The organism is Candidatus Chloroploca mongolica, from assembly GCF_004762035.2.
Classification (GTDB): domain Bacteria; phylum Chloroflexota; class Chloroflexia; order Chloroflexales; family Chloroflexaceae; genus Chloroploca; species Chloroploca mongolica.
In genome coordinates this window covers 1-23,150 of the sequence record NZ_SIJK02000053.1, presented here as the reverse complement: position 1 = coordinate 23,150, position 23,150 = coordinate 1, and the positions used below count along the sequence as shown (strand labels likewise).

The following is a 23,150-nucleotide window of genomic DNA, read 5'->3' as shown; positions in this document are numbered from 1 at the left end:
CAGTGATGTGCCAGGACTGATGGAGCGAGATATGTCGGCCAGTGAACAATTGCAATTGATGCCGCTCGATCCAGGGATGTATAGCGGGAGTGAGCGTTTAATGGCCGGAACACGGCTGGGGACGGCGTATAGCCAGGGGCTCCGCGCCTATTTGCGGGCGGCGTACCATGATGCGATTGAACATTTCAAAGCGGCCCTGATTGCGGTCTATGTTGATGGTGAGGAACAAGCGCAAGCCTTTGTCCAGGAACGCGCCATTATCTATGTGTACATTGGCAATGCACTTGCGTTTCAGCACGACTGGGCCGCCGCACTACGCGAATACCACGAAGCGACGGAAAGCGATCCGCACCTCGCCGAAGGACACTACAACCTGGGGGTGGCTTTTACGGTTCTCAAGGAACTTGAAGCAGCCATTGGTGCGTTTCGCGCTGCCCTTGAAGCTAATCCGCAACTCTACGAAGCCCATTTTGCGCTGGCGCGCTGCTATCAGCAAGCTGACGATGCGGGGCGCGCCTATATCCATTATAGTCGTGCCTGTGGACTTCGCCCCAATGCCGCCGAACCCCGCTACCATATGGGCCGGATGCATCAGAGCCGTGGTGCATACGAACTTGCCCAGCGCTATTTTCAAGAAGCACGACGCATCGAACCAACGTTTGTCCCCCCTGATCCTGAAGCCGAAACGAGAGAGCCCGTGGTGCGCAGTGACGAAGAGGTGATTGCATGGTACTATCGCCTGAGCGATGCCTTGAAACACCAACGGTATGAAGAAGAGGCCGAACGTATCTATGGGGCGTTGCTGCAATGGCGGCCTGATGAGTATCTGGCCCACTATCGGCTTGGGAATCTGCTGGCCCGTCAGCACCGCTGGGAAGAGGCCCTGGAACACTATCGCACCGTGCCAGCCGAAGATAGTCGTTTTGTGGCAGCACGCATGCGGATGAGTGCGATCTTGCGCCTTCAACAGAAGACCCGCGAGGCGTATGAAATCCTCTTTGCATGTGCCCGGCTCAATCCAAGTGAGGGGCCACTCTTTCTGCAGATGGGCAAACTCCTCTACGATATGAATCTGCCTCTGCAAGCCGTGCGGGCCTTTGAACGAGCGGTGCAGTTGTTGCCCAATGATCCGCAGGCGCACTATCTGCTCGGTTTTATGTATAACCTGCTCGGTCGTGAAAGTTGGGCGCTCGCGGCGTGGCGGAAGGCCGTCAACCTGGCCCCCGAGGCCCAATCGCTGCGCTATGACCTGGGCTATCTGTATGTACGACGTGGCTACTACGATCTGGCGGTGCGGGAATTTCAGCAAGTGCTGGCGCACTGGCCCGACGATCTTGAAACGAACTTTATCCTTGGGATCTGCCATAAGGAACTGACCGAACCCAATCGTGCGATCCCTTTTTTCGAAAAAGTCTTGCGGCGCAACCCTCATCACGCCCAGGCGCTCTATTATCTGGGGGCTTGTTATCTTCAGATTGGTAATACGTCCCTGGGGAAAGCCTATCTGCATCGGTATGATGCCCTTATTCATGGACAGGATTCACCTGTTACGCCGCTTGCGATGATGCGCCACAAAATGGGCATGCTCCACAATCATGGGTGAAGGTGCTGTGTGTGTGCTCGCGTCTACGCCGCGAGCACACACACACACGCTTTTCGAAACTCGTTAGCTTTGCTACAGAGAATAGTACATTTCTGCATCCTGATTGGCAGGAATATGGTATAGTTTGCAACAGGATCAACTGGGACAAGAGCGAGGCTGATGTGACGAATACGGTGATGGTTGTAGAAGACGAGCCAGCAACTCGTCGGCTCTATCGTTTTCTGCTCGTGAATAGCAACTTCACAGTGCTTGAGGCCGAAGATGGTATCACCGCGCTGGAGATACTGTCAAGCCACCCCTGCGATGTGATTATCACCGATATGAATATGCCGCGCATGGGTGGCATTGAGCTAACCCGAACGCTACGCAACCAGGGTTCCGACGCCTATATTATCATGGTCACCGCGTTTGGCTCACGGGATACCGAAAAGCAGGCCCTGCAGAGCGGGGTCAACGAGTATATGACCAAGCCGATTGATTTTGAGGATCTTGATCGGCGCGTCAAAGCCTATTTTGCCCGTCAGCCGTAACCCTGCGGGGAAAGCTCGGCTATGCATGTTGTGCAGATCTACAAGGATTACCCCCCGGTCACCGGGGGGATCGAGCATCATCTGGCCCTGCTCGCCGAGGGACTCGTGGCGCGTGGTCATCAGGTGACGGTACTCGTCAGCGCACCCGGGTTGCGCTCACGCTCGTATGAAGAGCGAGGCGTGCGCATCATTGCCGTTGGGCGTCTGGCGACGGTCGCGTCGACCCCCCTGAGTCCTGGCCTTCCACAGCAACTGGCCCGCCTGCGCCCCGATCTGATCCATCTGCACCATCCCTATCCTCCTGGCGATCTGGCGATTCTGCTGGCCGGGCGGCGTATACCATTTGTGGTAACTTATCATAGCGATATTATCCGCCAGCGCCGCTTGAAACTGGTGGTAGCACCATTGGTGCGTCGCACATTGCGCACCGCTGCCAGCATTGTGGTTGGTAGCCCAGCGTATATGCACTCATCGCCATGGGTAGCACCGATCGCTACACACTGCCGCGTCGTGCCGTATGGGTTACCTCTCGAACGCTTTGGTCAGGCTGATCAACGCTTGGTCGCCGCGCTCCAGGCCCGCTACCCAGGCCCGCTCGTGCTCTTTGTTGGCCGGTTGCGCTACTATAAAGGGGCCGAGGTGCTGGTGCGGGCGATGGCTGAAGTGCCAGGCCAGGCGATCTTTGTCGGCGCTGATGCGACGGTGCGCCGGGCCGATTTGATCGATCTGGCAAGGCAGATCGGGGTCGCCGAACGCGTGCATTTTGTCGGTGCTCAGGATGACGAGCATCTGCGTGCGTTTTACCACGCGGCAACCGTTTTTGTCCTGCCCTCGCTTGAACGAAGTGAGTCCTTTGGTCTTGTCCAGGTCGAAGCCCAGGCGGCAGGTCTCCCGATAGTCTGCACGGAACTCGGTACCGGGACGAGTTACGTGACCAAGCACGGGACAACGGGCATTGTTGTGCCGCCGGGCGATGCGCAAGCCCTGGCGCGTGCGTTACGCCTCTTGCTAACCAACCCCGCCCTTGCGCAGGCCTACGGCAACGCCGGACGCCTCCGCGCCGCAAGCGAGTTTAGCCTGGTCACGATGCTCGATCGGATCGAAACGATCTATGCCGAGGCGATCAGGCGATGAGGGCATCTTGCCCTCGAAGGTACGACGAGGACAAAGTCATGACCACACTTGATGATCGGTTACGCCATCGTTTGCACGCTGCGGGCATTGCGGCGAGTGATGAGGATCTTGAGGGGATTGCGGCGAAGGGGTTCTTGAGTCGGCTGGCCGATTTTGCGCGCATTGTTGCTGAGGTGCCTGCGGCGACCGTTCCAGATTACCTGGATGCCCAGAGTTTGCCTGTTCCATCTGAGGTTGTTGCGGCAGCGCCTTTACCCCTGGATGGTTCCGTTGATAGTCTCCTTGGCGTCGCCACGCAGATCCGCAGCGGGGCAACGACCCCAACGGCGCTGCTCGAAGAGGCGCTGGCCCGCATTACGGCGTATGATCCAGCGTTGAATGCGGTACAAATGGTGCTGGCTGAACAAGCCTATGAGGCGGCCCAACGGGCTGAAACGGAACTGGCGGCAGGTCATGATCGTGGCTGGCTGCACGGCATCCCCCTGGGGATCAAAGATCTTCTGGATATGGCCGGCTTGCCGACGGCGGCTGGTTCATTGATTTGCGCCGGGCACGTGGCAACTGAGGATGCGACGGCGGTCGCACGCCTGCGTGACGCCGGGGCGGTTCTGGTGGCGCGCACCCGTATGTCCGAGTTCGCCTATTCACCTGGCTCGAACAATGCCCACTATGGGTCAACCGCCAACCCGTTTGACCCGACCCGTGATACCGGCGGATCGAGTAGTGGCTCGGCGGCGGCAACGGCGACAGGCATGACCTATGCTGCCCTGGGAACCGACACGGGTTGCTCGATCCGTATTCCGGCAGCTTTCTGTGGCCTGGTCGGACTCAAACCCACCTGGGGACGCACCAGCCTGGCGGGTGCCGTGACGCTCTCGTGGTCGCTTGATCATCTTGGGCCATTGGCGCGCACCGTCGCTGATGCCGCAGCAATGTTAGAGGTGCTGGCCGGGCCTGATCTACGCGATGGGCGCACGTTGCGAGCGGCACCTCCGTATGTCACAGGCGAGCTTGGGGCAGGGGTACGTGGCCTGCGGATTGGTATGATGATCAGTGATGGCAGTGGCTTGCCGATGGCCGGGGTCGAGCAGTTCGATGCCGTACGTCAGGCCGCCGAGGCCCTTGAAGCCGCCGGCGCGACCGTCATCGCGATGGATATGCCTGAACTCGATGGGCTACGGGTGATTGGCAGTGCGCTGCTCGCCATGGAAGCGGCCTCGTTTCATATGCCCTGGTTGCAGACGCGACTCGGTGACTATGGCGAATTTATGCGCCAGCGCATCCTCTCGGCCTTTGCCTATGAAGCAGACTCTTTTGTGCGTGCGCAGCAGGCGCGGGCTTTCTTGCGCCGGGCGATCAGTGCGCGCACCGCCGACCTTGATCTGTTGCTTGGGCCGATCCATCCAGGGCCAATCCCAGAACGTGGCGTACCGGCAACCAATGGCCTGGCGATCCCCTTCAACTGTCTCGGATGGCCCGCCCTCACCCAACCAACCGGGTTTGGCAGTGACGACTTGCCGCTCAGCGTCCAGCTTGTTGCCCACCCCTGGCGTGAAGCAACCCTGCTCCGCGCCGCCTATGTGGTCGAACAAAGCCTGGGCTATGTGCGATGGGAACCGGGTTCAGGGCTAATAAGTTTCACATAAGCTCACGCGAAGGCGCGAAGGGGTGCTCACCTACGCGAAAAACGTTGCGCCTTTGCGCCTTTGCGTCAAAACAACCGCCTTCTTGGCAAGATATTGGGTTCAGAACGCAGAGCCTGAGATGCTGCGGCAACGAGATGCTTACCGGGCTGCGAGGGTTGGCAAGAAGATGCGATACCGTTCGCCCGGTTGCGCTGGCGTGGCGGCGAGGCCAATGGCAAGCCCACGTGTGTCACTGATCGTGATCGGTTCCAGGCTTACCGCAAGCCCCTGCGGGAGGTTCGCGGCAAGTGGGTAGGTACCTGGGCGGATTTCTCCCAACAGATAGCGCCCGTCGTGATCGGTGACAGTCGTTTGTTCACCGAGCACGATGGGTACGCCAGCGAGCGGCGCTTCCCAGGGTTGGCGCAGACCGTCGCCGTTGCTGTCGAGCCAGGCGGTGCCGCGGACGATGCCCGCCGGGACGGCAGGGAGGCCGATGGCGCTGGTTGTTGTGGGGTTGGCCGCGCCTGGATCGACGGCCCGCCACCAGGGGGTGACGGTGTACGCTCCGTCAGGCACCTCCCAGAAACGGAACATGCCGAGTGCTGTGCGCTGCGCCCCTATGCCGTTGACGGTCACGGTGATCGGTGTGGTGACCAGCGGCTCGTCGGCACCACGCTGGCCGTCGTTGTCCCAGTCGTCGTAGACGGCCCCCGAGAGTTGCGCCAAGGGGCGGAGAGCGATGCTTAGCCCGCCACCGTCTTCGAGGGTGAGCGTCTGGGGTGGGACGGCGGCATACGTGGCCGGAGGCGTAACGGTGACGGTGTAGGTTCCGTCGGGAAGCGTGGGGAGGCTGAAGCGGCCCTGTGCATCGCTGACAACCGTGGCTGTCGTGGGGCCAGTCAGGGCAAGCACCACCCCGACGACGCCGGATTCGCCCTCGCGGAGCCAGGTGTCGCCGTCTTCATCGGCAAAAACGTGCCCCTGCAAGCCTCCGGCAAAGCGGAAGGGCAGCGGCGGCAGCGTTGCATCGGCGCCATTCAGCCAGATCGAGGCCCTGTTGCCCTGCACTGGCAGATACCCGGTCGGCGCTACGACATCCAGGGTCTGGAGCCCGTTGGCGAGACCGGTGATCAGACCGGTCGTATCGCTGCCGACCCGGACACCAGGTACGGATGGTTCGTTGTCGTCCCAGACTCCGTTCAGGTTGTCATCGCGGAAGGCCGACCACGCGAGCGCGGCACTCTCGGTCAGGTTGCGTGGCTGGGCGGCAGCGGGAACAAGCGTGAGGTCGCGCTGCCAGTAGCCCGGATGCCAGATGATCGCGCCGCCCGTGGTCTGATAGCTGAAATTGGTTCCGGTGGCCTGGAAGGTGCTTTGCTGATAGCCGCTGAGTTGACGAGCAGCGATGCAGTAGGCGAGACCGTTGCCCGGCAGCATGTTGGTCAGCAATTTGTACGCGCCGTTGATGTCGCTCGTCGTTTCGAGACCCTGCCATGCCGGGTTGCTCTGCTGGCAACCGCCATCGGGTACCCACTGGTAGTACCCGATGCGCACCCCAGCTACGCCTGCACCATTGGCGGTGATCCGTCCATACACCGTATTGTAGTTGTGCTCGCCGCCGCCCTGGTAGATGCCGATGTTGGCCTGCACTGGCTGCGTCCCCGGCAAAAACCAGCCCGGCGCTTCGGTCAGGCTATCGCTCGCACTGGCCGCCTGGCTGACGTAGAGATCCACCGTGACGAGATACCGTACCCCCGCTTGCACGTTGGTGAAAAGATAGGCTCCGTTGGCATCAGGCACGGCAGTTTGCACCGGCAAGCCGCCGTCGTTCAACAGGGTGACCACGTACCCGGTCGCGGTAGCTTCACCCACATCCCGCTGCGCATTCAGGTTGGCATCAAGATAGACCAGACCGCTCAGGTAGCCAAGCGGGTTGAGCAGCAGGTTTTGCTGGATGCTCTGCCCGGCGGCGGCATAGTTCACGACCGGCTCGCTCGCCAGCAGATGGCCCGGCGGCAGCGTGGGGATGCTCAGACGGTACTGGCCGGTGGGGAGATTGGTGAACTGGTAGAAGGCGTCGCTGCACCAGCCGACACATCCGGTCGCCGCGACGGTCTCGTAGGTCTGATTCGTCGCCACATTCGTCAGGCGCACCGTCGTCCCGGCCATCGCCCCCTCCGGGCCAATGACCGCACCACTGATGCCGCCGGCAACCCGCACCGCCACCTTGCGCGTCGTCACGCCGGCCCCAACGACAACATTGAGTGGCTGCGCCGCGCTGAACGTATACCCCGCCGGAGCGACTACATTCAGACTGTAATTGCCCGTTGCCAGCACAAAGGTCGCCCCGTTTTCGCTGACGCTTCTGGTCTGGCCACCCACGGTAGCCGAGCCGCTGCCAAGCAATGGCTCGTTGCTGTCGTGGGTGCCATCGCCGTCTATGTCCCAGAAGACCTGCACCAGCAGCGTGCCCTGCGCATAGACAGGGAGCATGACGGGCACGCCGCTGTTGCGCGGCATTGTTGCACCATTCAAGTTGGCCGGGGCAACATCTGCGGGTAGCGTGCTGGTGACGATCTTGACACACCCAGGTGGACTGCCGGGCGCGGCGGCCAGAGTGCGCATCTGCGCCGCAAGCGGATTGGTGAAGAGCACCAGTCCGTCGGTATTGGTCGTTCTGGTGTCGATGGGAGCGGCAAGCCCGCCGCAGGGCTGGTTGGTCAGGGCCACATCGACCCCGCCCAAGCGCTGTTCCCCCGGATTGAGTTGCCCATCGTGATTGCTATCGAGAAAAACGATAGCGCGTGGACGAGCATCATTGGGCGGCAGCGGAAATTGCACCCAGGGGATCCCGCCGCTGGCCGGAACAACCGCGATGCGCGTCAGTTGCAGGTCGGGCGTGCTCAGCGTAACCCGGTATTCGCCGCTGGTGATCGAGAGCACCGTGAATGAGCCATCAGACGCGGTTGTGTGGGTGGAGATAGGGGTGTCTGTCAGGCTTGTAACGGTGATCGCCGCCCCGGCATAGGGATCATCAATGCCCACGTCGTAGCTGCCATTGTTGTTGACATCATAAAAAGCATACCCGGTCAGACTGCGGTTTTCGGTACGCGTATAGCCAAAATTGAGCATCTCTGGCGAGCCAAAGCCGGTCAGGTTGCGCCAGGCCGAGGCAGCGGTCTGGGGGACAAAGCCACCGGGGAAGTTGATCGTCACGCGGTAGTTGCCCACCGGCAGGTTGGAAAAGGCATAGTAGCCGGTGTTCCAGCCTGTGCCAACGGTTGTCACCGTCGTGCTGATGACGGTTCCCGTAGCGTTCGCGAGCGTCACTGTGAGGTCGTTATTGCTGGGGATATTGGTCTCGGTGCAATAGTCGGTGTTGCCGCGCACCCCCAGCGGATAACAGCGATCCCAATAGGCATAACCGCTGATCGTCTGGAGATTGGTGGGGTTGAAAGGATAGTCCACTTCGGCGTGGGTCTCGCCATCCAGCGTCACCACGCTGGAACTTTCCGGCCAGCCCGGTTCTGCCGGGATGACAACAACCTCGTAGCTGCCCGGCGGCAGATCCGTAATGACCGTCGCGGGATTGGCGCTGGTCAAATCCACCGTTGCCACCAGGTTGCCATCGGCGTCGTAGATTTCCACCGTACACGGAAAGCCCTGCCCCGCAACTTCGCAACCCACCGCCAGCGCTTGTGCCGGGGTGACGGTGAACGTGGTGTTGGCAAAGGTATTATTGGCGACAACCACGGTGCGCGACGTGGGTGCGACGATCGTCTCGGGGGGCAGATATTCAGGTAGAACGGTAAGCGTGTACGTGCCCGCGTCCAGATCAGCCCAGGCCTGGCCGTTCACACCAGTGACGAGCGTCTGATCTACGCCGTTGCCCTGCAACCGAAAAAAGATGAACCCTGCTGGCAGAGTCTGGCTGCCAATGGTCTGCTGAGTGTGGACGGTGAGGCGGCCGATCCGCTCCGCCAGCCAGTTTTCGGTGACAAAGCTGTTCGGCGGCAGCGGAAAGACCCGGAAACCACTACTGCTGCCGAGGACATAGGGGAACGGCGGATTGATGCCTAAACCTTTGCTCGCGGACGGTTCCTGATTGAGAAAAGCGTAGTCGCCATTGGCGTTCGTAGTGGTCACAGCGAAGGGCTGACCGATGTTCAGGCTCGCATTGGGGATGCCCGCGCCACCGGTCGTCGTCACGCGCCCGCTGACGGTGCCGCCACGATTGAAAGGCGCGTGGTAATTCAGCAGCGGATCGTCCTGATCGAGCCAAATATTGAAGCCCCCTAAGCGACGCTCGGGCGGGAAAAATCCTGGCGCATACATCTGCAGAACGTAGCTCCGCTCGTGGGGCAAGATCAGGCGAAACAGGCCGTCGGCGTCGGTGGTCATAGTCTGTTGCGGAAATTGAAAGCCATAGAAATCGAGTTGCAACCCGGCCAACGGCTCTTCGTCTGGCTCGGGAAAGCCGGATCCGTCCAGGTCTACCCAGGTGCGCCCGGCGATGATGCCAAAACCGGCGGGCGGCGTTTCGTGCAGACCAAAGTTCACGACGGTGCCGCCCTGATCGCCCATCGGAATGGCAAGATCGGTCGCGGTTGTCGGTGACATATTCGCGGCTGAAGCGCTTACGGTATAAAGGCCCGGTTCGGGGATAAAGATCTGGTACCGACCGTCGGCATCGGTGATGGCTTCGATGCTGCCGGTGGAACCAACAGCCGTAACCGTCACCCCTGCCATGCCACCTTCGCCGAGACCCAGGATGCCGTCAAGATCCAGATCCTGCCAGACGCGGCCATTGATGTTGGGGGCCTCGACCAGCGTGACAACCGTGTGCGCCTGCGCACTACTGCTGTTGTTGCTGGCCGTGACGGTAGCAGTATAGACCCCCGGTGCGGCGTAGCTATGTTCGAGCAGCGGCCCGGCGGCCAGATTGCCGTCACCCAGATGCCACACGTAGCTCACGCCCGTCCCGGCACTGATACTGGCGGCAAAGGTGACAGGATCATTGGCATAGCCCGAGGTGGTGTGGGCCGCGTTCAGTCCGACGATTGGTGGATCGAGCACGCCCCCGGCGGGCAGGGCCAGCGAAAACTCCGACGTGCTGCCATCGGCGTGCGTGGCGGTGGCGCTGACGAACTGATTGGGCGGAATGGTCGTGGGCAGAGTCACGTCAAATTCGGCGTCGCCTTCGGCATCGGTGCTTACACTGGCCGCACCTAGGTAGAACTCACCTTCGCCATAGCCACTGGGATCGGCCTCGGTGCTGTAATAGAAATCGAGGGTGAAGGTGATGTTGGCATTGCTGTTCAGCGTGCCTCGAAGCACGGTCGTGCCATTGGCATAGCCCTGGGCAAAGGTGATGACCGGGTAGTTTTGCAGGTTGTTGCCGCCGGTGTCCAGGTCGTCATCATCGTTGATATTCACGCCATCGGGCCAGCGCAGATCGATGCCCAGTTGCGAATTGGCGTAGATGCGGTTGCCGCGAATCGCATTGCGCAGGCCAGTATTGCCCACTCTCACGCCGCTGTAGAATGCCGAGATTGTGCCATTGTGGGCGATAATGTTGGCTTCCCCGGGTTCGGTACCGCCGATCACATTGTCATTGCCCGATAGGAAAAGCCCGTGCTGCCCATTGCCCAGCGGCGTGACGCCATCCGCGCCCACGCCAATCCGATTGCCGGTGATCCGCATATTGGACGAATGGGTACTGATGCCTTCAATAGTGTGGCCGGAGATCACGTTGTCGCGGATGATCGTGGGAGCGTACGAGGTGCTGCCGATGCCGACATTGTTGGGCAGCGCTGCCAGACCGGTGGCGTCTACTCCCATCCAATTCCCGGCGATGATCGTGGGTGGCGCATCAGGGTTGGGCAGGTTGTTGAAGTAGATGGCGTACGTGGACACATTGGTGTTGCCGGAGATCAGGTTGCGTTCCAGGTCGTCGGAGACGCCGTCGCTATTGGTGCCGATGCGGTTGCCGTAGCCGCCCAGCAGGATGCCAGCGCGCGGCGAACTGCCATAACCGTTGCGAAGGGAGAGCATCCCGGTGATGTCCGTGCCAATCTTGTTGCCGGCGACGACGGTGTTGCGTGATCCGGTCTGCTGCAGCATCACGCCAAAATCGATGTTGCCAGAGATGACGTTGCCTTCCAATTCGTCAGAAACGCCGTCGCCATCCGTACCGATGAGGTTGTCATACGCGACGTAGACACGCACGCCTTCCGCCTGGATGCCCACGCTGGCCGTGCCGCTGGCGTTCGTGCCAATCAGATTGCCGGAGATGCGGTTGTGGTGGCTCTCGTTGAGGTTGCTTGTGCCGGTCAGGTTGATGTTGAGGATGCTGCCGCTAATGACGTTGCCTTCCAGCGCATCACCTTGCCCGTCGCCATCGGTGCCGATGACCGTGTAACTGGCTTCCTGCACCAGAATACCGGCGGCAGCGACGGTCTGATTGTTTGTACCCACAGCCGCTGTGCCCGACGCATTCAGGCCGATGTAGTTGCCCATAATCAGGTTGCCCACAGTGGCGGGCTGATAGATCCAGATATTCTGCTCGACGTTGGCAGAGATGACGTTGCGCTCGGCCACATCGTTGACGCCGTCGGCATTGGTGCCAATGCGGTTGTTGCTAGAGCCGCCGTCAATCCAGATGCCGCGCGTATTGGCAACCCGTGTATCCCCGGCGAAGTTTATGCCGATGTAGTTCCCGTAGATCCAGTTGCCGCCGCCCGTTTGCAGGCGAATGCCACCGGCGAAGCCGCCAATCGCAAAGCCATTGATCACCAACCCGCGCACGACGCTGCCGCCGCCGGTGAGGGTGAGGCCGACGGCCTGAGGACCCGCCAACGCACCGTTGAGCTCGATGAGCGGCGGGCCGGTGTAGCTACTGCCGCCCTGACTCCAGCCATCAATGGTGACGGGGCCGGTGATGGTAGGGAGGGCAGTGGTGGGCTGGATCGTCTGCTGGCTGCCACTTGCGCCAATGGCAAAGGTGATGGTGTCCGCGCCGGGGTTGGCATTGGCATCAAGGATGGCCTGGCGCAACGAACCAGGACCACTATCGGCAGTGGTCGTCACGACCAACGTAGATGTCGGAAGCAACGGTTCGGCGCGCACGAGCGTGCCCGCATTGCCCGCCAGCAGCAACCCGCTAAGCAAGAGCATCACGCTCGCCACGTATCGCATCCGTGGAAACATCCCACCAACTAGCCAGCGCATCGTTGACTCCTGTCGCCATATGAGAAAAAATCGGGGATGCAAGCATCATAGCATCCAGGTGTCCACAAATTGTCGCCACGAGCGTTTGAGCCTAGAGCCAAGATCTTGCACATACGGGCTACTCGTATTGACGCAAAGGCGCAAAGGCGCAAAGCTGCGCATGCAAGTCCCTCAAACCTTCGCGCCTCTGCGCCTTTGCGTCAAAAAACCGCCGTATGTGCAAGGTATTGCACCATAAACACTAGTCAAAAGCGTTTACTTTCTATATAATAGAAAAAAACAACGACCCTCCTCGCATGGCTTTATCCCAAGGAAACATAGTATGCGTGCTCGCCGTTTGCTTCCACTGGCCGTTCCGTTACTCGTTATTACTGCTATCATAAGTAGTATTCTCTGGACACAGCATATTGAAGCGCGTCACCCGCGTGCTGATTTTGCGCCCCCGGTGAGCTACCGTGAGGCGCGGGCTGCGGTGGTTGCGGCCCAGGCCAACGAGGTAGCTTTCCGTGCCAGCCAGTTCCAACAGGCGGGCATCGTGAACGCAGAACAATTGCCTCGGATGCAGACCGTCTATTTTGCGCAGACGGGGCATCACGTGAGCAACCGCAGTGGCTTTCTCAACTTCTGGCGGGCGAATGGTCAAATCCACACGTTTGGCTATCCGCTCACCGAAGAGTTTGTCGAAGATGGGCGCATTGTGCAATACTTCGAGCGAGCACGCTTCGAGTACCATCCCGAACTGCCTGCCGACGAACAGGTGCAACTCGGCTTGCTGGGGCGCGATATGCTGGCCTACCAGGGGTTCCCGGCCCCGATCGAAGATCCACAGACAGGCGTGCTCTACTTCCCCGAAACGGGCCACACCCTCTGGGGCGAGTTCCGGAAAGCCTGGGAAAAGCGGGGCGGCATGCGCATCTTCGGCTTCCCATTAAGCGAAACCGTTGACGAAGGGGGGCGGCTCGTCCAGTATTTCGAGCGGGCCAAATTCATCTATTTCCCCGAGGATCTGCCGAGTTTCTTCCAGAGCATGCGCGCTTCGACGGGCTACCGGATCAACTCGCTTCACGAGATTCAACTGAGCGATCTCGGTCGGCAACTGGCCCAAATCCGTGGGGTGAATATTGCCCCGGTCACCCAGATGCCCGGCACGCTGACCTGGCACCCCGCCATTTGGGAACGCCGCATCGAGGTAAGCCTCAGCGAGCAGTGGCTGAGGGCCTATGAAGGGGATCTGCTCGTGTTCCGCGCACCCGTTGCCACCGGACGTGACGGCTTCAACACGCCGGTCGGCGAATATGCGATCTACCTCAAATATCCGATGCAGACGATGGCCGACTGCTTGGGAGGCGAGTGCTGGGAAGTCCCAAATATTCCGTGGGTACAGTATGTTGTTGGTGGCGTAGCCCTGCACGGTAGCTACTGGCACGACAACCACGGCACTGGCATCCGTGCCTCACACGGCTGCATCAACCTGCGCATCGATGATGCCCAGTGGCTCTATGGCTGGGCCGACCTGGGCACGCGCGTCATCATCTCGTACTAACGAACGCTCATCTTGCGCAACAAACAGCAAGGCGTGATGTAGGATTGCCTACATCACGCCTCGCTGTTACCCATACTGGCGGGGAGGGAGGGATTCGAACCCTCGAGGGGATTGCTCCCCTAGCGGTTTAGCAAACCGCCGCACTAGGCCTCTATGCGACCTCCCCGTACGTACACAACAACCTGAACTGGAGGGGGCGGTGGGATTCGAACCCACGGGACGCATTGCTACGCCCTTCGGTTTTCAAGACCGACGCGATAAACCGGGCTCCGCCACACCCCCACTGGTTTTGTCCGGCAGAAGATCTGGCAGGCGGGACAGGAATCGAACCTGCAACCTGCGGATTTGGAGGCCGCTGCTCTGCCAATTGAGCTACCCGCCTTTGCACAGCGAGATAATACCATACTCTGCCTGGCTTTGCAACCGGCCATTAGCGCTGGTATAGGGCGATTGCATCATACGAAACCGGATACAACGGGGCACCCGCAAGGGGTGCCCGTACCGGGGCGGGGGCCGAATCCGGTGTACGGGCACCCCTTGCGGGTGCCCTTGCGGGTGCCTTGGCGGGGTGCCTATACGGAAGATGCAATCGCCCTAAGCGCTGGTATCGCTTGCGTGAGACGAAGGAAACCGCTACTATACCAGCGTGGAAAGAGGTATCTGATGACGTAAGGAGCCACCCAACTCCCAGACGCACGGCCAAGCCCTGTTTTGATGAGGTGTCTATGAGCGTATTCCAGGAACATGACGCCCGAGCAACTGACTATGACCTGATCCACTTCGAGGCGCTTGGCCCCGAGGCCGATCATTTGCGGGAAGCAACCAGCATAGCGATGGAACGTGGCGAACTTCCACCCACGCACACCTCTTTGATGACGCCGCGCAGTGTGCAAGACTACCTGGAGGAGCATCCTGAAACACGGCTTCCGAAGCTCATCACGATCAAAACCCACTCGGTTCTGCCCGCGAACTATCTGGCCGGCGCCAAGAAGAGCGTGATCACACGAAGTGCAGGCTATGATCACCTCGAACATCTAGCCGCCACGGTCAATCTCGCCTCCCTCCGCGAGTACTGCGTCACGGCGGTTGCCCAGACCGTCATGAAATTGCTCTACGCTGCGGCAGGCGAACTGAACCATTATACGCACCAGACGGCGACCTTTGACCGCAAGAATTCACGTGCGTTCGTCGAGCTAGGCCCGCACAAAAGCCTGACGGTCTATGGCGTTGGCAAGATTGGCAAGCGTGTCTATGAACTGGCCGCCGCCAATGGGTTGTCGGTTCAGGGCGTTGATCTCCGTCAAGATTCCCTGCAAAACGTATACGGTGAGGGTTTCACGTTTGTTTCCAAGGACGAAGCAATTATGTCAAGTGATATCATCGTCAACGCGATGAACCTCACCAAAAACCAGGCGAGTCCTTTTTATAATGTTGGCTATTTCACAAAGGAATATCTCGCTCAGGCACGCGATGGACTCATCTTTATCAATGTAACCCGAGGCGAAATCGCGCCCGAAGCGGGTCTGTGGGATCTCTATCGTGCAGGAAAGATCATGGGCCTGGGTCTGGATGTCTTTTCGTCAGAGGCAGAATTTGCGACCCTGGTGAGTAGCGATGAAGAGGTTGGCGATGATCATGCGGCTGCCCGCCACATGGTACGCAAGGCCCTCGATCGCAGTGCCAATATCTACGTGCAACCGCACCAGGGCTTCAATTCGGATCTTGCCGCCAGAACCAAGGCGTTCGAAGCCATCAAACATGTCGTTGCCTGGCATCGCAACCAGGGAACCTGCTTTGATGAACAGTTGCCCTATTATTGAGCACGAAGCACCTGGAGACCTTCTCACCCAGATGTTTGCTTGCCCCTGCGCATTGCGACGCTTCGGGCCCGCTTGCGCGGGCTTCGCTTCCCAGAGCCGAGCGCTTGAGCGCGACGGTACCAACCGGAGCACGCAGATTGCAACCAGCAGTTGTTCTCAGCGCAACATGGTGTATGATCAGAGGCATGACAGGCTATGTTGAGAGCCTGCATATGAGGAGATACACCGTATGGCTAGTGATCAGTTTGTCTATCGCATCCGCGGTGGCGAGCCAGTCGTGGGGCATCTGACGGCACTCGGGGCCAAGAATTTTGCGACCAAGGCGATGGTGGCCGCACTGTTGGCCGATACCCCGACCCAACTCTTGAATTGTCCACCGATTGGTGATGTTGTGATTACCCACAGTATGCTCGAAGCGATTGGCGCGAAGATTCACGCCGATGGCACGACGTTGACGATTGATCCGACGGACATCACGTCGTCGCAGGTGCCTATTCCCGACTCGGGCAGCAATCGGATTCCGATTCTGTTACTCGGTGCGCTGTTGCACCGTTTTGACGAGGTCGCGGTGCCGGTTGTTGGTGGCTGCCGGATCGGGGAACGCCCGGTTGATTTTCACCTGATGGCAATCGAACACTTTGGCGGCACCGTGACAACCACAAAAGAAGGGTATGTGGCCCGTCGCCGTGGGCGGCTCCGCGGCACCCAGATTCGTCTGCCCTACCCAAGCGTCGGTGCCACCGAAACCTGTCTCTTCCTCGGCGTGATGGCCGAGGGGCGCAGTCTGATTGCCAATGCCGCGATTGAACCCGAGATTATCGAGTTGATTACGCTGCTGCGTTCAATGGGAGCGGTCATCTTCACCTCCGCCGGACGCGAGATCGTGATCGAGGGTGTGCCGCAGTTGCTCGGCACGCGCATGCCGATCCTCGGCGACCGGATCGAGGCCGCTTCATGGGCCTGCCTCGCCGGGGCGTCGGACGGCGATATTACGGTGAGCGGCATTGATCCGAACCACCTGGGCAATTTCCTGGCCCATTTTCAACAAGTTGGTGGCGGCTTTGAACTGCTCGAACCGCGCAAGGTGCGTTTCTTTCGCCGCCGGGCCTTGACCCCCACCGTGGTTGAGACCGATGTCTACCCTGGGTTTTCAACCGATTGGCAACAGCCTTTTGCGATCATGCTCACCCAGGCGCACGGTATTTCGATCATCCACGAGACCGTCTACGAGAATCGCTTTGGTTACCTCAAGGCGTTGAACGAACTGGGGGCTAATACCCAGCTAACCACTCACTGTCTTGGTGGGTTGGCTTGTCGTTTTAGCAATCAGAATCACGAACATAGCGCGATCATCGTCGGGCCAACCCCCCTCACTTCAGACGAAACAATGATTACCATCCCCGACCTCCGCGCTGGGCTGGCGTATATCATTGCTGCGGCGATTGCGCGTGGTACCTCGTATATTCGTGGCATCCACCTGCTCGAACGAGGCTACGGCGATGTCGTCCCACGCCTTGCTCAGATGAATCTGCACATCGAACGGGTTTTACGTTAATGTATGCTGGCGCAAACGATCAACTGCGCTGATCGTTTGCGCCAGCATATGCATAGGTTTTTATGTAGTGCCGACTTTAACGCTTGGTGTGAGATCGTTTTTGCCGCACTGGGACGCCGCCGAAAAATGCATATTTCGCCCGATTGCGATGCGGAGGCTACGCGTGTACCGCATCCTGATGCAAAACCGTGTACGAGAACTCACACCAAGCGTTTTAGTCGGCCTCAGCCGACTAAAGTCGGCACTACAACTGTCGCGCTCAAAGGAGAAACTATGGGTTCATGGACTGAACTTGACGCAATCTATCCGCCGGGGCGCCTCTCTCCGGCAGCAGCGCTGGTGACGGCGCTTGGTCATCTCGCCGGGGCACGCAGTGTCTATGTCAACGGGCAGGTCGCCCCGTTCTGGCCCGAGGGGCTGGCGTCTGATCGCGAGTTGCGCGATCGCGTCGAGCGCTATCTCGGCGAGGTCAGTTGCACGCAGTTTCTCGCTGAGGCCCGCCAACTGCTGAGTCTCCATCAAAAACACCTTGTCGCCGCAGCGTTGCGCCAGGCGGCTCAGGCCAACGGAGCGCAAGAGGCACTGGTTGCCCAGTTCATCAGCGGCCTCGGGCTCGATCCGGCGCAGCCTGATCCGTCTCCCGAAGTGCTGCAACGCGGATGGGAAGCTTTTGCCCAATGAAGGTGCCAACCATTGCGATTGATGCCAGTCGGCTCAGTGCGACCCATCGCACTGGTACCGAGCGTTATAGCTATGAGGTGATCGCGGCTCTGGCGCGGCTTGACCAATTTCATCACTATGTGCTCTATACCAATGGCATTCCAGCCGATCTGCCCCCGCTCGGGGCCAATGTTCGCCTGCGCAACATCCCGTTGCGGCGGCTCTGGACCCATGCGCGGCTCGGGCCGACGACGCTCTTCGAGCAACCCGATGTGCTCTTTGTGCCCGCCCATGTGGTGCCGCTCGTCGCCGCCCGCCCGAGCGTTGTGACGATCCACGACCTTGGCTACCTGGCCTTCCCCGAGGCGCATACGGCACGACGACGACTCGAACTCGATCTGACGACGCGCTGGAGTCTGCGGGCCGCCCGGCAGGTGATCGCGATCTCGCAGGCGACCAAGGCCGATCTGGTGCGCACCTATGGGGCCGATCCGTCGCGCATCCAGGTAGTGCATCACGGCCTCAGTACAACGTTTCAGCCGATTGATGATCCGGCGCAGGTGGCGGCGACGTGTGCGCGTTACAATTTGCTGGTGCCAGGCACACACCAGATCCGGCCCTACCTGCTCTATCTTGGCACCATTCAGCCCCGCAAAAACCTGGTGCGCCTGCTCGACGCCTTTGCCCGCGCCTTGCCGCACCTTGAGCAGCCAGGCGTAAGTGGCCCTCCGCTTCTGGTGCTGGCCGGGCAACGCGGCTGGCTCAGCGATGCCATCGAACGGCACGTCGCTGAACATGATCTCGGCGACCTGGTACGCTTCCCTGGCTACGTGCCCGACGGCGACCTAAACGCCCTTTTGACCGGGGCCACGGCGTTTCTCTTCCCGTCGCTCTACGAAGGTTTTGGCATGCCCGTGCTCGAAGCAATGGCCTGCGGAGCGCCGGTGCTCACCTCCACCAGCAGCGCCCTCCCCGAAGTCGCTGGCGACGCCGCGCTGCTGGTCGATCCGACCGCGACCGAAGCAATGGCCGCAGGTATCGTCCAACTTGTGCGGGATGCCGCACTACGGACGAGCCTGCGCGCACGCGGGTTTGCCCGTGCCGCCACCTTCACCTGGGAAGCAACGGCGCAGGCAACGCAGCAGATTCTGCTTGAGTGTATCAAAGAGGGAGGGAAGAGCGGAAACGCAAAAACCGAGGCGATGGCGGGCCGGGAGGGATTCGAACCCCCGACTCGCAGTTCCGAAGACTGCAGCTCTATCCCCTGAGCTACCGGCCCCCGCCGCGTGTAGTCTAGCACAAGGATCGCAGATTTGCAAAAAGCTTCCGGGAAGCCGGGAAGCTTGCGCGGTGGTGGCAGCATGCTCATCGGTGGTTCAGGCACGTCGGTGCGCCATGACATCTTCGCGCAGAGCTTCCCGGAAGCTGGGTCGCACCCCAGTTCACACAAACTTGGCAAAGACCTGGTTGCCGACCATGCGCCCTCGGGCTGTGAGTCTGATGCGCTCAGCATCGCTTTCGAGCACACCCAGATCGATGAGGTGCGCAATGGTGGGGCCGTAGGCCTCGTCAAGCCCAAGGCCGCACCGAGCCATAAAATGCGCCTGGCTGACCCCCTGGTTCAGACGCAAGCCCATCATCATTGTTTCGGCCCGCAGATCTTCGGGCGTCAATGCTGTCACGGTTGCTACCGGCAAGGTGCCCTGCGCAACCGCCTTGATATAGGCGTCAATGCCAAGGATGTTGGCATAACGCCGGGGATAGAGATGCCCATGCGCACCGGCACCCACCGCAAGATAGTCGCTGTTCAGCCAGTAAGCCAGGTTGTGGTTACAGGCATACCGGGGCAGGCGGCCATCCTCGGGGGTGCTGCGTGCCCAGTTGCTAATCTCGTACTGTTGATAGCCCGCCGCCGCAAATTGCATCATCGCCGCTTCATACATCGCGGCTGCCGCATCATCGTCAGGCACCACCACATTGCCGGCTGTGACCTGCGCAAAGAGCGGCGTCTGCTCTTCAAGAATCAGCGAGTAGAGCGAGAAGTGCTCGGCACCCCAGGTGGTGATTGCAGCGAGCGTCGCTTCCCATTGCGCCAGATCTTGCCCTGGCAAACCAAAGATGAAATCGAGATTCAGATTGGTAAAGCCAGCCTCGCGCGCCTCTTCAAAGCTTTGCCGCGCTTCAGCCGCTGTGTGAATCCGCCCGAGCACCCGGAGCGTCGGATCGTGCAGACTCTGCACGCCCATGCTGAGCCGGTTGACCCCGAGGCTGCGTAGCCCGCGCAAATAGTCGCGCCCGAGCACCGTACCCGGATTCGCCTCACTCGTAATCTCGGCCCCCTCCAGCGGCACCAGGGCCGACGCAGCCTCAAGGATGCGTTCAAACTGGCCCAACGAGAGCATCGTCGGGGTACCACCACCAAAAAAGATGGTCGGTGGCAAGGCCGCCGCCTCAGTCGAACGAGGCACCGGAACATGCTCCTGCGCGGCACGCATCCGCAACTCAGCGCAAAGCGCCTCGACATATGCCTCGATCCGGTGCTCCATATTGGCATACGTATTAAAATCGCAATAACTGCACCGACGATGGCAAAAGGGAATATGGAGATAGAGGTGTTGCATCTATTCTTCTGGGGCCCAGGCCAGGCCATTGATAAACATTCGCGCCGTCGGCAGATCGACCGGCGATCCTTCACGTGGCAACCAGCGCAGCACCGGGCGGTTATCCTCGCCCTCGGCCTCGACAAAGGAGCCAAGCGCCACAAGCGCACCTGACCCATCAGGTGCCCAGAGCACCCCATCAAGGCGGCGCGCAAACGAAGGACCAAGCGGCGTCGGGCTTGCCTCGGGGGAATCAAGCCGCACCGGGGTAAAGGTCGCCCCCGTAATCAACCCAGCCAGATCACGTTGAAGCTGCGCCAGGAAAAATTGCACTGCTTGCCCAGGCAAACTCAGCGGCGCACGCGCAAAGATGTCCGGCTGCGTCAACAAAGGCACGGCCATCCCGTCACCTCGTTGTGTGCGCCAGAGGGTCGGGCCATCCTGTCCCTGGTCACCATCCACCCGCACCGCAAGCAAGAATACCGCATCACTCGCGGTTGTCCAGACGGCTTCATCACAAAGCACCTGTACCCCCTCAGGCACGGTGATGCGCGTCACCTCGCCGCCGTCGCTAGCCATCACGCCCAGTGTACAATCTTCATAAAAGAGGGCAAAGACCTCGACTAACAATGCGGTGCGATCAGGCGCAAAGGCCACCGGACGATAGCCACTGACCGTGCGCGCCGGATTGACCGGATCATCAACCGGGTCATCGGGGCGTAACAATTCAAGCGCCCCACCCTCACGCGGCAAACGATAGATGCCACTCGGCAAACTGGGATCAGCAGGCTGCCGATTATTGAGCAGGCGGAAGATGATTGCACTGCTATCAGGCGTAAAGAGCAGGTCACTCAGTTCGTGCTGCGCCTCTTCATAGATGACGCGCAGATCCTCGCCACGAGCATCGGTCAGCACCAGGCGGTCGGCAGTCACATCGCCCACAATATAGGCCAGCGTGCCATCACTCGCAACGGTAAATTCAGCAATCGCTTCGACCCCAGGAAGCTCAACACGTTCAGCCGTCACCACCGCCCGCGTTACCATATCGCGCTCGATACGGGCAATCTGACCACTTTCCAACATATAGAGCGGAGCCGGCAACAACTGCGCGGTAGCAACAGGCTCATCGGGCGGCGGCGGCCCGGGCGCCGGGTCGGTTGGACGAACGGCACTCGTTGGTGACGGTGCAGGCGGGGCTTCGACCTCAGCCTGAGCACAACCAGTCAGCAACAGTGTCAACAGAAGAAACGCAAGAAAAGCTCTCATAGCACATAGTGTACCGTATTCCGGGGATCCTTTTCAAGCAACCGATGTAAGTGTTCAGGCTTGTCCTGGGAGCGAGGGCGTCTCGCCCTCGGAATGCCTTCGAGGGCGGGACGCCCTCGCTCCCAGGGTGGTGCTTTACCCCACATGTGAACACGTACAACCAGAGGGTGCGACGAAACGTCTTGCACGCACGCCTGACAGACAGCTTCCGGGAAGCTCGGCGCGAAGATGTCATTCTGAGTACGCCCCGCTCGAAGAGGCTTGCCACAAGGTTTACGTGGTATCATTGGCGTTGTTCACGCCACGGGGTAGCTCGACAAAAAAGCATCGTTCACCCCGATCCCAGGTGTAGAACAAGAACAAGCTCCATCGTGCGCGAGAACGGAACGGAGTGACAGAGCGCACCTCCTCGCTTACCGACGCAACACTGGCACATAGACCCGTGCATCGCGACCCGTGACCCGCAACGGATCACGGGGGATGGTCGTCTGGCCGTACTGATTATCGCCCCAACAGCGCAGCACCCCCTTCACCGTTAGGGCACAGGTGTGATCCCGACCCGCGCTGACCTGGCTGACTATGCCGAGGTCGTCCGGCACCGTCGCCTGGCCGCTGTAGTTTCCCCCCCAGCAGCGCACTGCCCCGTCCACCGCCACCGCGCACGTGTGTTGATAGCCCGTGCTGACCTGGCTGACCGCGCCAAGGTCGCTCGGCACCGTCGCTTGGTCACCCCAGCAGCGCACCGCCCCGTTCACCGTCACCACACAGGTGTGTTGTTGGCCCGCGCTGACCTGGCTGACTATGCCGAGGTCGTCCGGCACCGTCGCCTGGCCGCTGTAGTTCCACCCCCAGCAGCGCAGCGCCCCGTTCGCCGTCACCACACAGGTGTGTTGTTGGCCCGCGCTGACCTGGCTGACCGCGCCGAGGTCACCCGGCACGGTCGCCTGGTCCCAGTTGTTCCGCCCCCAGCAGCGCAGATTCCCGTCTGTAGTTACCGCACACGTGTGGGCTCCTCCCGCGCTGAACTGGTTGACTACGCCGAGGTCGTTCGGTACGTTCAATTGGCCGTCCCCGTTCCATCCCCAGCAACGCAGCACCCCCTCCACCGTCACGGCACAGCTGTGCGACGCTGTGTCCATAAATTGAGAAATGTATGTGCCCCTGCCAACGCTAACTGCACGCACTGTGCCGAGGTCATTCGGTACGGTCGCATGGCCGTCCAAATTCCATCCCCAGCAGCTCAGCACCCCCTCCACCGTCACGGCACAGGTGTGACCCCATCCCCCCGCGCTGATCGCACTCACGCTGCCGAGATCGGCTGGCACCGTTACCTGGCCGTACCGATTGTTCCCCCAGCAGCGCAGCGCCCCGTTCGCCGTCACCACACAGGTGTGATACCCACCTGCGCTGACCTGGCTAACCGCGCCGAGGTCGCCCGGCACCGTCGCTTGGTCAAAGTTGTTTTCTCCCCAGCAGCGCAACGCCCCACCCGACGTTACCGCACAGGTGTGATTCCCACCCGCGCTGACCTGGCTGACGGTGCCAAGGTCGTTCGGCACCGTCGCCTGGCCGGCCTCGTTC

At 60.5% G+C, this 23,150-nt stretch carries 11 protein-coding genes, 4 tRNA genes and 2 pseudogenes; 9 read left to right on the top strand and 8 right to left on the bottom strand.

Going from position 1 to position 23,150, the window contains the following annotated elements:
• Positions 1–31: 31 nt before the first annotated feature.
• The 4 genes from EYB53_RS20225 to EYB53_RS20210 are packed head-to-tail and all read left to right on the top strand — an operon-like array spanning position 32 to position 4,913.
• Entirely contained in the window at positions 32–1,603 is a 1,572-nt protein-coding gene (locus EYB53_RS20225) for a tetratricopeptide repeat protein (RefSeq protein ID WP_135480412.1), read from the top strand.
• Positions 1,604–1,614: 11 nt separating this feature from the next.
• A complete protein-coding gene (locus EYB53_RS20220; protein WP_371879143.1) occupies positions 1,615–2,133 on the top strand; it encodes a response regulator in 519 nt (172 codons plus the stop codon).
• 21 nt (positions 2,134–2,154) lie between these two features.
• The gene (locus EYB53_RS20215; protein WP_135480410.1) at positions 2,155–3,267 is read left to right on the top strand and encodes a glycosyltransferase; all 1,113 of its coding nucleotides are present in this window, start codon (positions 2,155–2,157) and stop codon (positions 3,265–3,267) included.
• Positions 3,268–3,305: 38 nt separating this feature from the next.
• Complete coding sequence (locus EYB53_RS20210) at positions 3,306–4,913, top strand: amidase (protein ID WP_135480408.1); 1,608 nt, start codon at positions 3,306–3,308, stop codon at positions 4,911–4,913.
• A gap of 138 nt (positions 4,914–5,051) precedes the next feature.
• On the opposite strand, the gene EYB53_RS20205 is transcribed toward EYB53_RS20210, so the two are convergent.
• Positions 5,052–12,125 (bottom strand): SdrD B-like domain-containing protein, encoded by a 7,074-nt coding sequence (locus tag EYB53_RS20205; protein WP_135480406.1) that lies wholly within the window; start codon positions 12,123–12,125, stop codon positions 5,052–5,054.
• Positions 12,126–12,447: 322 nt separating this feature from the next.
• Between EYB53_RS20205 and EYB53_RS20200 the strand changes: the two genes are divergently transcribed.
• Positions 12,448–13,668, top strand: a complete 1,221-nt coding sequence (locus EYB53_RS20200) for a L,D-transpeptidase (protein ID WP_135480404.1) — start codon at positions 12,448–12,450, stop codon at positions 13,666–13,668.
• A gap of 76 nt (positions 13,669–13,744) precedes the next feature.
• Here the strand turns inward: EYB53_RS20200 and EYB53_RS20195 are convergent.
• From EYB53_RS20195 to EYB53_RS20185, 3 genes are all read right to left on the bottom strand, one after another.
• Positions 13,745–13,834 (bottom strand) — tRNA-Ser (locus EYB53_RS20195).
• A 22-nt stretch (positions 13,835–13,856) separates the two neighbouring features.
• Positions 13,857–13,950, bottom strand: a tRNA-Ser gene (locus EYB53_RS20190).
• 24 nt (positions 13,951–13,974) lie between these two features.
• Positions 13,975–14,050 (bottom strand) — tRNA-Trp (locus EYB53_RS20185).
• A 343-nt stretch (positions 14,051–14,393) separates the two neighbouring features.
• On the opposite strand from EYB53_RS20185, the gene EYB53_RS20180 reads away from it, so the two are divergent.
• The 4 genes and pseudogenes from EYB53_RS20180 to EYB53_RS20165 form a co-directional block, all read left to right on the top strand.
• Complete coding sequence (locus EYB53_RS20180; RefSeq protein WP_135480402.1) at positions 14,394–15,488, top strand: NAD(P)-dependent oxidoreductase; 1,095 nt, start codon at positions 14,394–14,396, stop codon at positions 15,486–15,488.
• Positions 15,489–15,717: 229 nt separating this feature from the next.
• On the top strand, positions 15,718–17,043 hold the full coding sequence (gene murA / locus EYB53_RS20175; protein ID WP_135480400.1) for a UDP-N-acetylglucosamine 1-carboxyvinyltransferase: 1,326 nt from the start codon (positions 15,718–15,720) through the stop codon (positions 17,041–17,043).
• 273 nt (positions 17,044–17,316) lie between these two features.
• On the top strand, positions 17,317–17,724 hold the full coding sequence (locus EYB53_RS20170) for a hypothetical protein (RefSeq protein WP_135480397.1): 408 nt from the start codon (positions 17,317–17,319) through the stop codon (positions 17,722–17,724).
• A pseudogene (locus tag EYB53_RS20165) lies at positions 17,703–18,782 on the top strand (glycosyltransferase family 4 protein); the annotation flags it as partial. The gene EYB53_RS20170 and the pseudogene EYB53_RS20165, both read left to right, overlap by 22 nt.
• Before the next feature lie 124 nt (positions 18,783–18,906).
• Here EYB53_RS20165 and EYB53_RS20160 read toward each other — a convergent pair.
• The 4 genes and pseudogenes from EYB53_RS20160 to EYB53_RS20145 all read right to left on the bottom strand — a co-directional run.
• Positions 18,907–18,982, bottom strand: a tRNA-Arg gene (locus tag EYB53_RS20160).
• Between the two features lie 163 nt (positions 18,983–19,145).
• Positions 19,146–20,324 carry a radical SAM family heme chaperone HemW gene (hemW, locus tag EYB53_RS20155; protein ID WP_135480394.1) on the bottom strand — a complete coding sequence of 393 codons (1,179 nt, stop codon included), beginning with the start codon at positions 20,322–20,324 and terminating at the stop codon, positions 19,146–19,148.
• Positions 20,325–21,569 carry a hypothetical protein gene (locus EYB53_RS20150; protein WP_135480392.1) on the bottom strand — a complete coding sequence of 415 codons (1,245 nt, stop codon included), beginning with the start codon at positions 21,567–21,569 and terminating at the stop codon, positions 20,325–20,327. It lies immediately after the preceding gene.
• A gap of 413 nt (positions 21,570–21,982) precedes the next feature.
• A pseudogene (locus EYB53_RS20145) lies at positions 21,983–23,150 on the bottom strand (hypothetical protein); the annotation flags it as partial.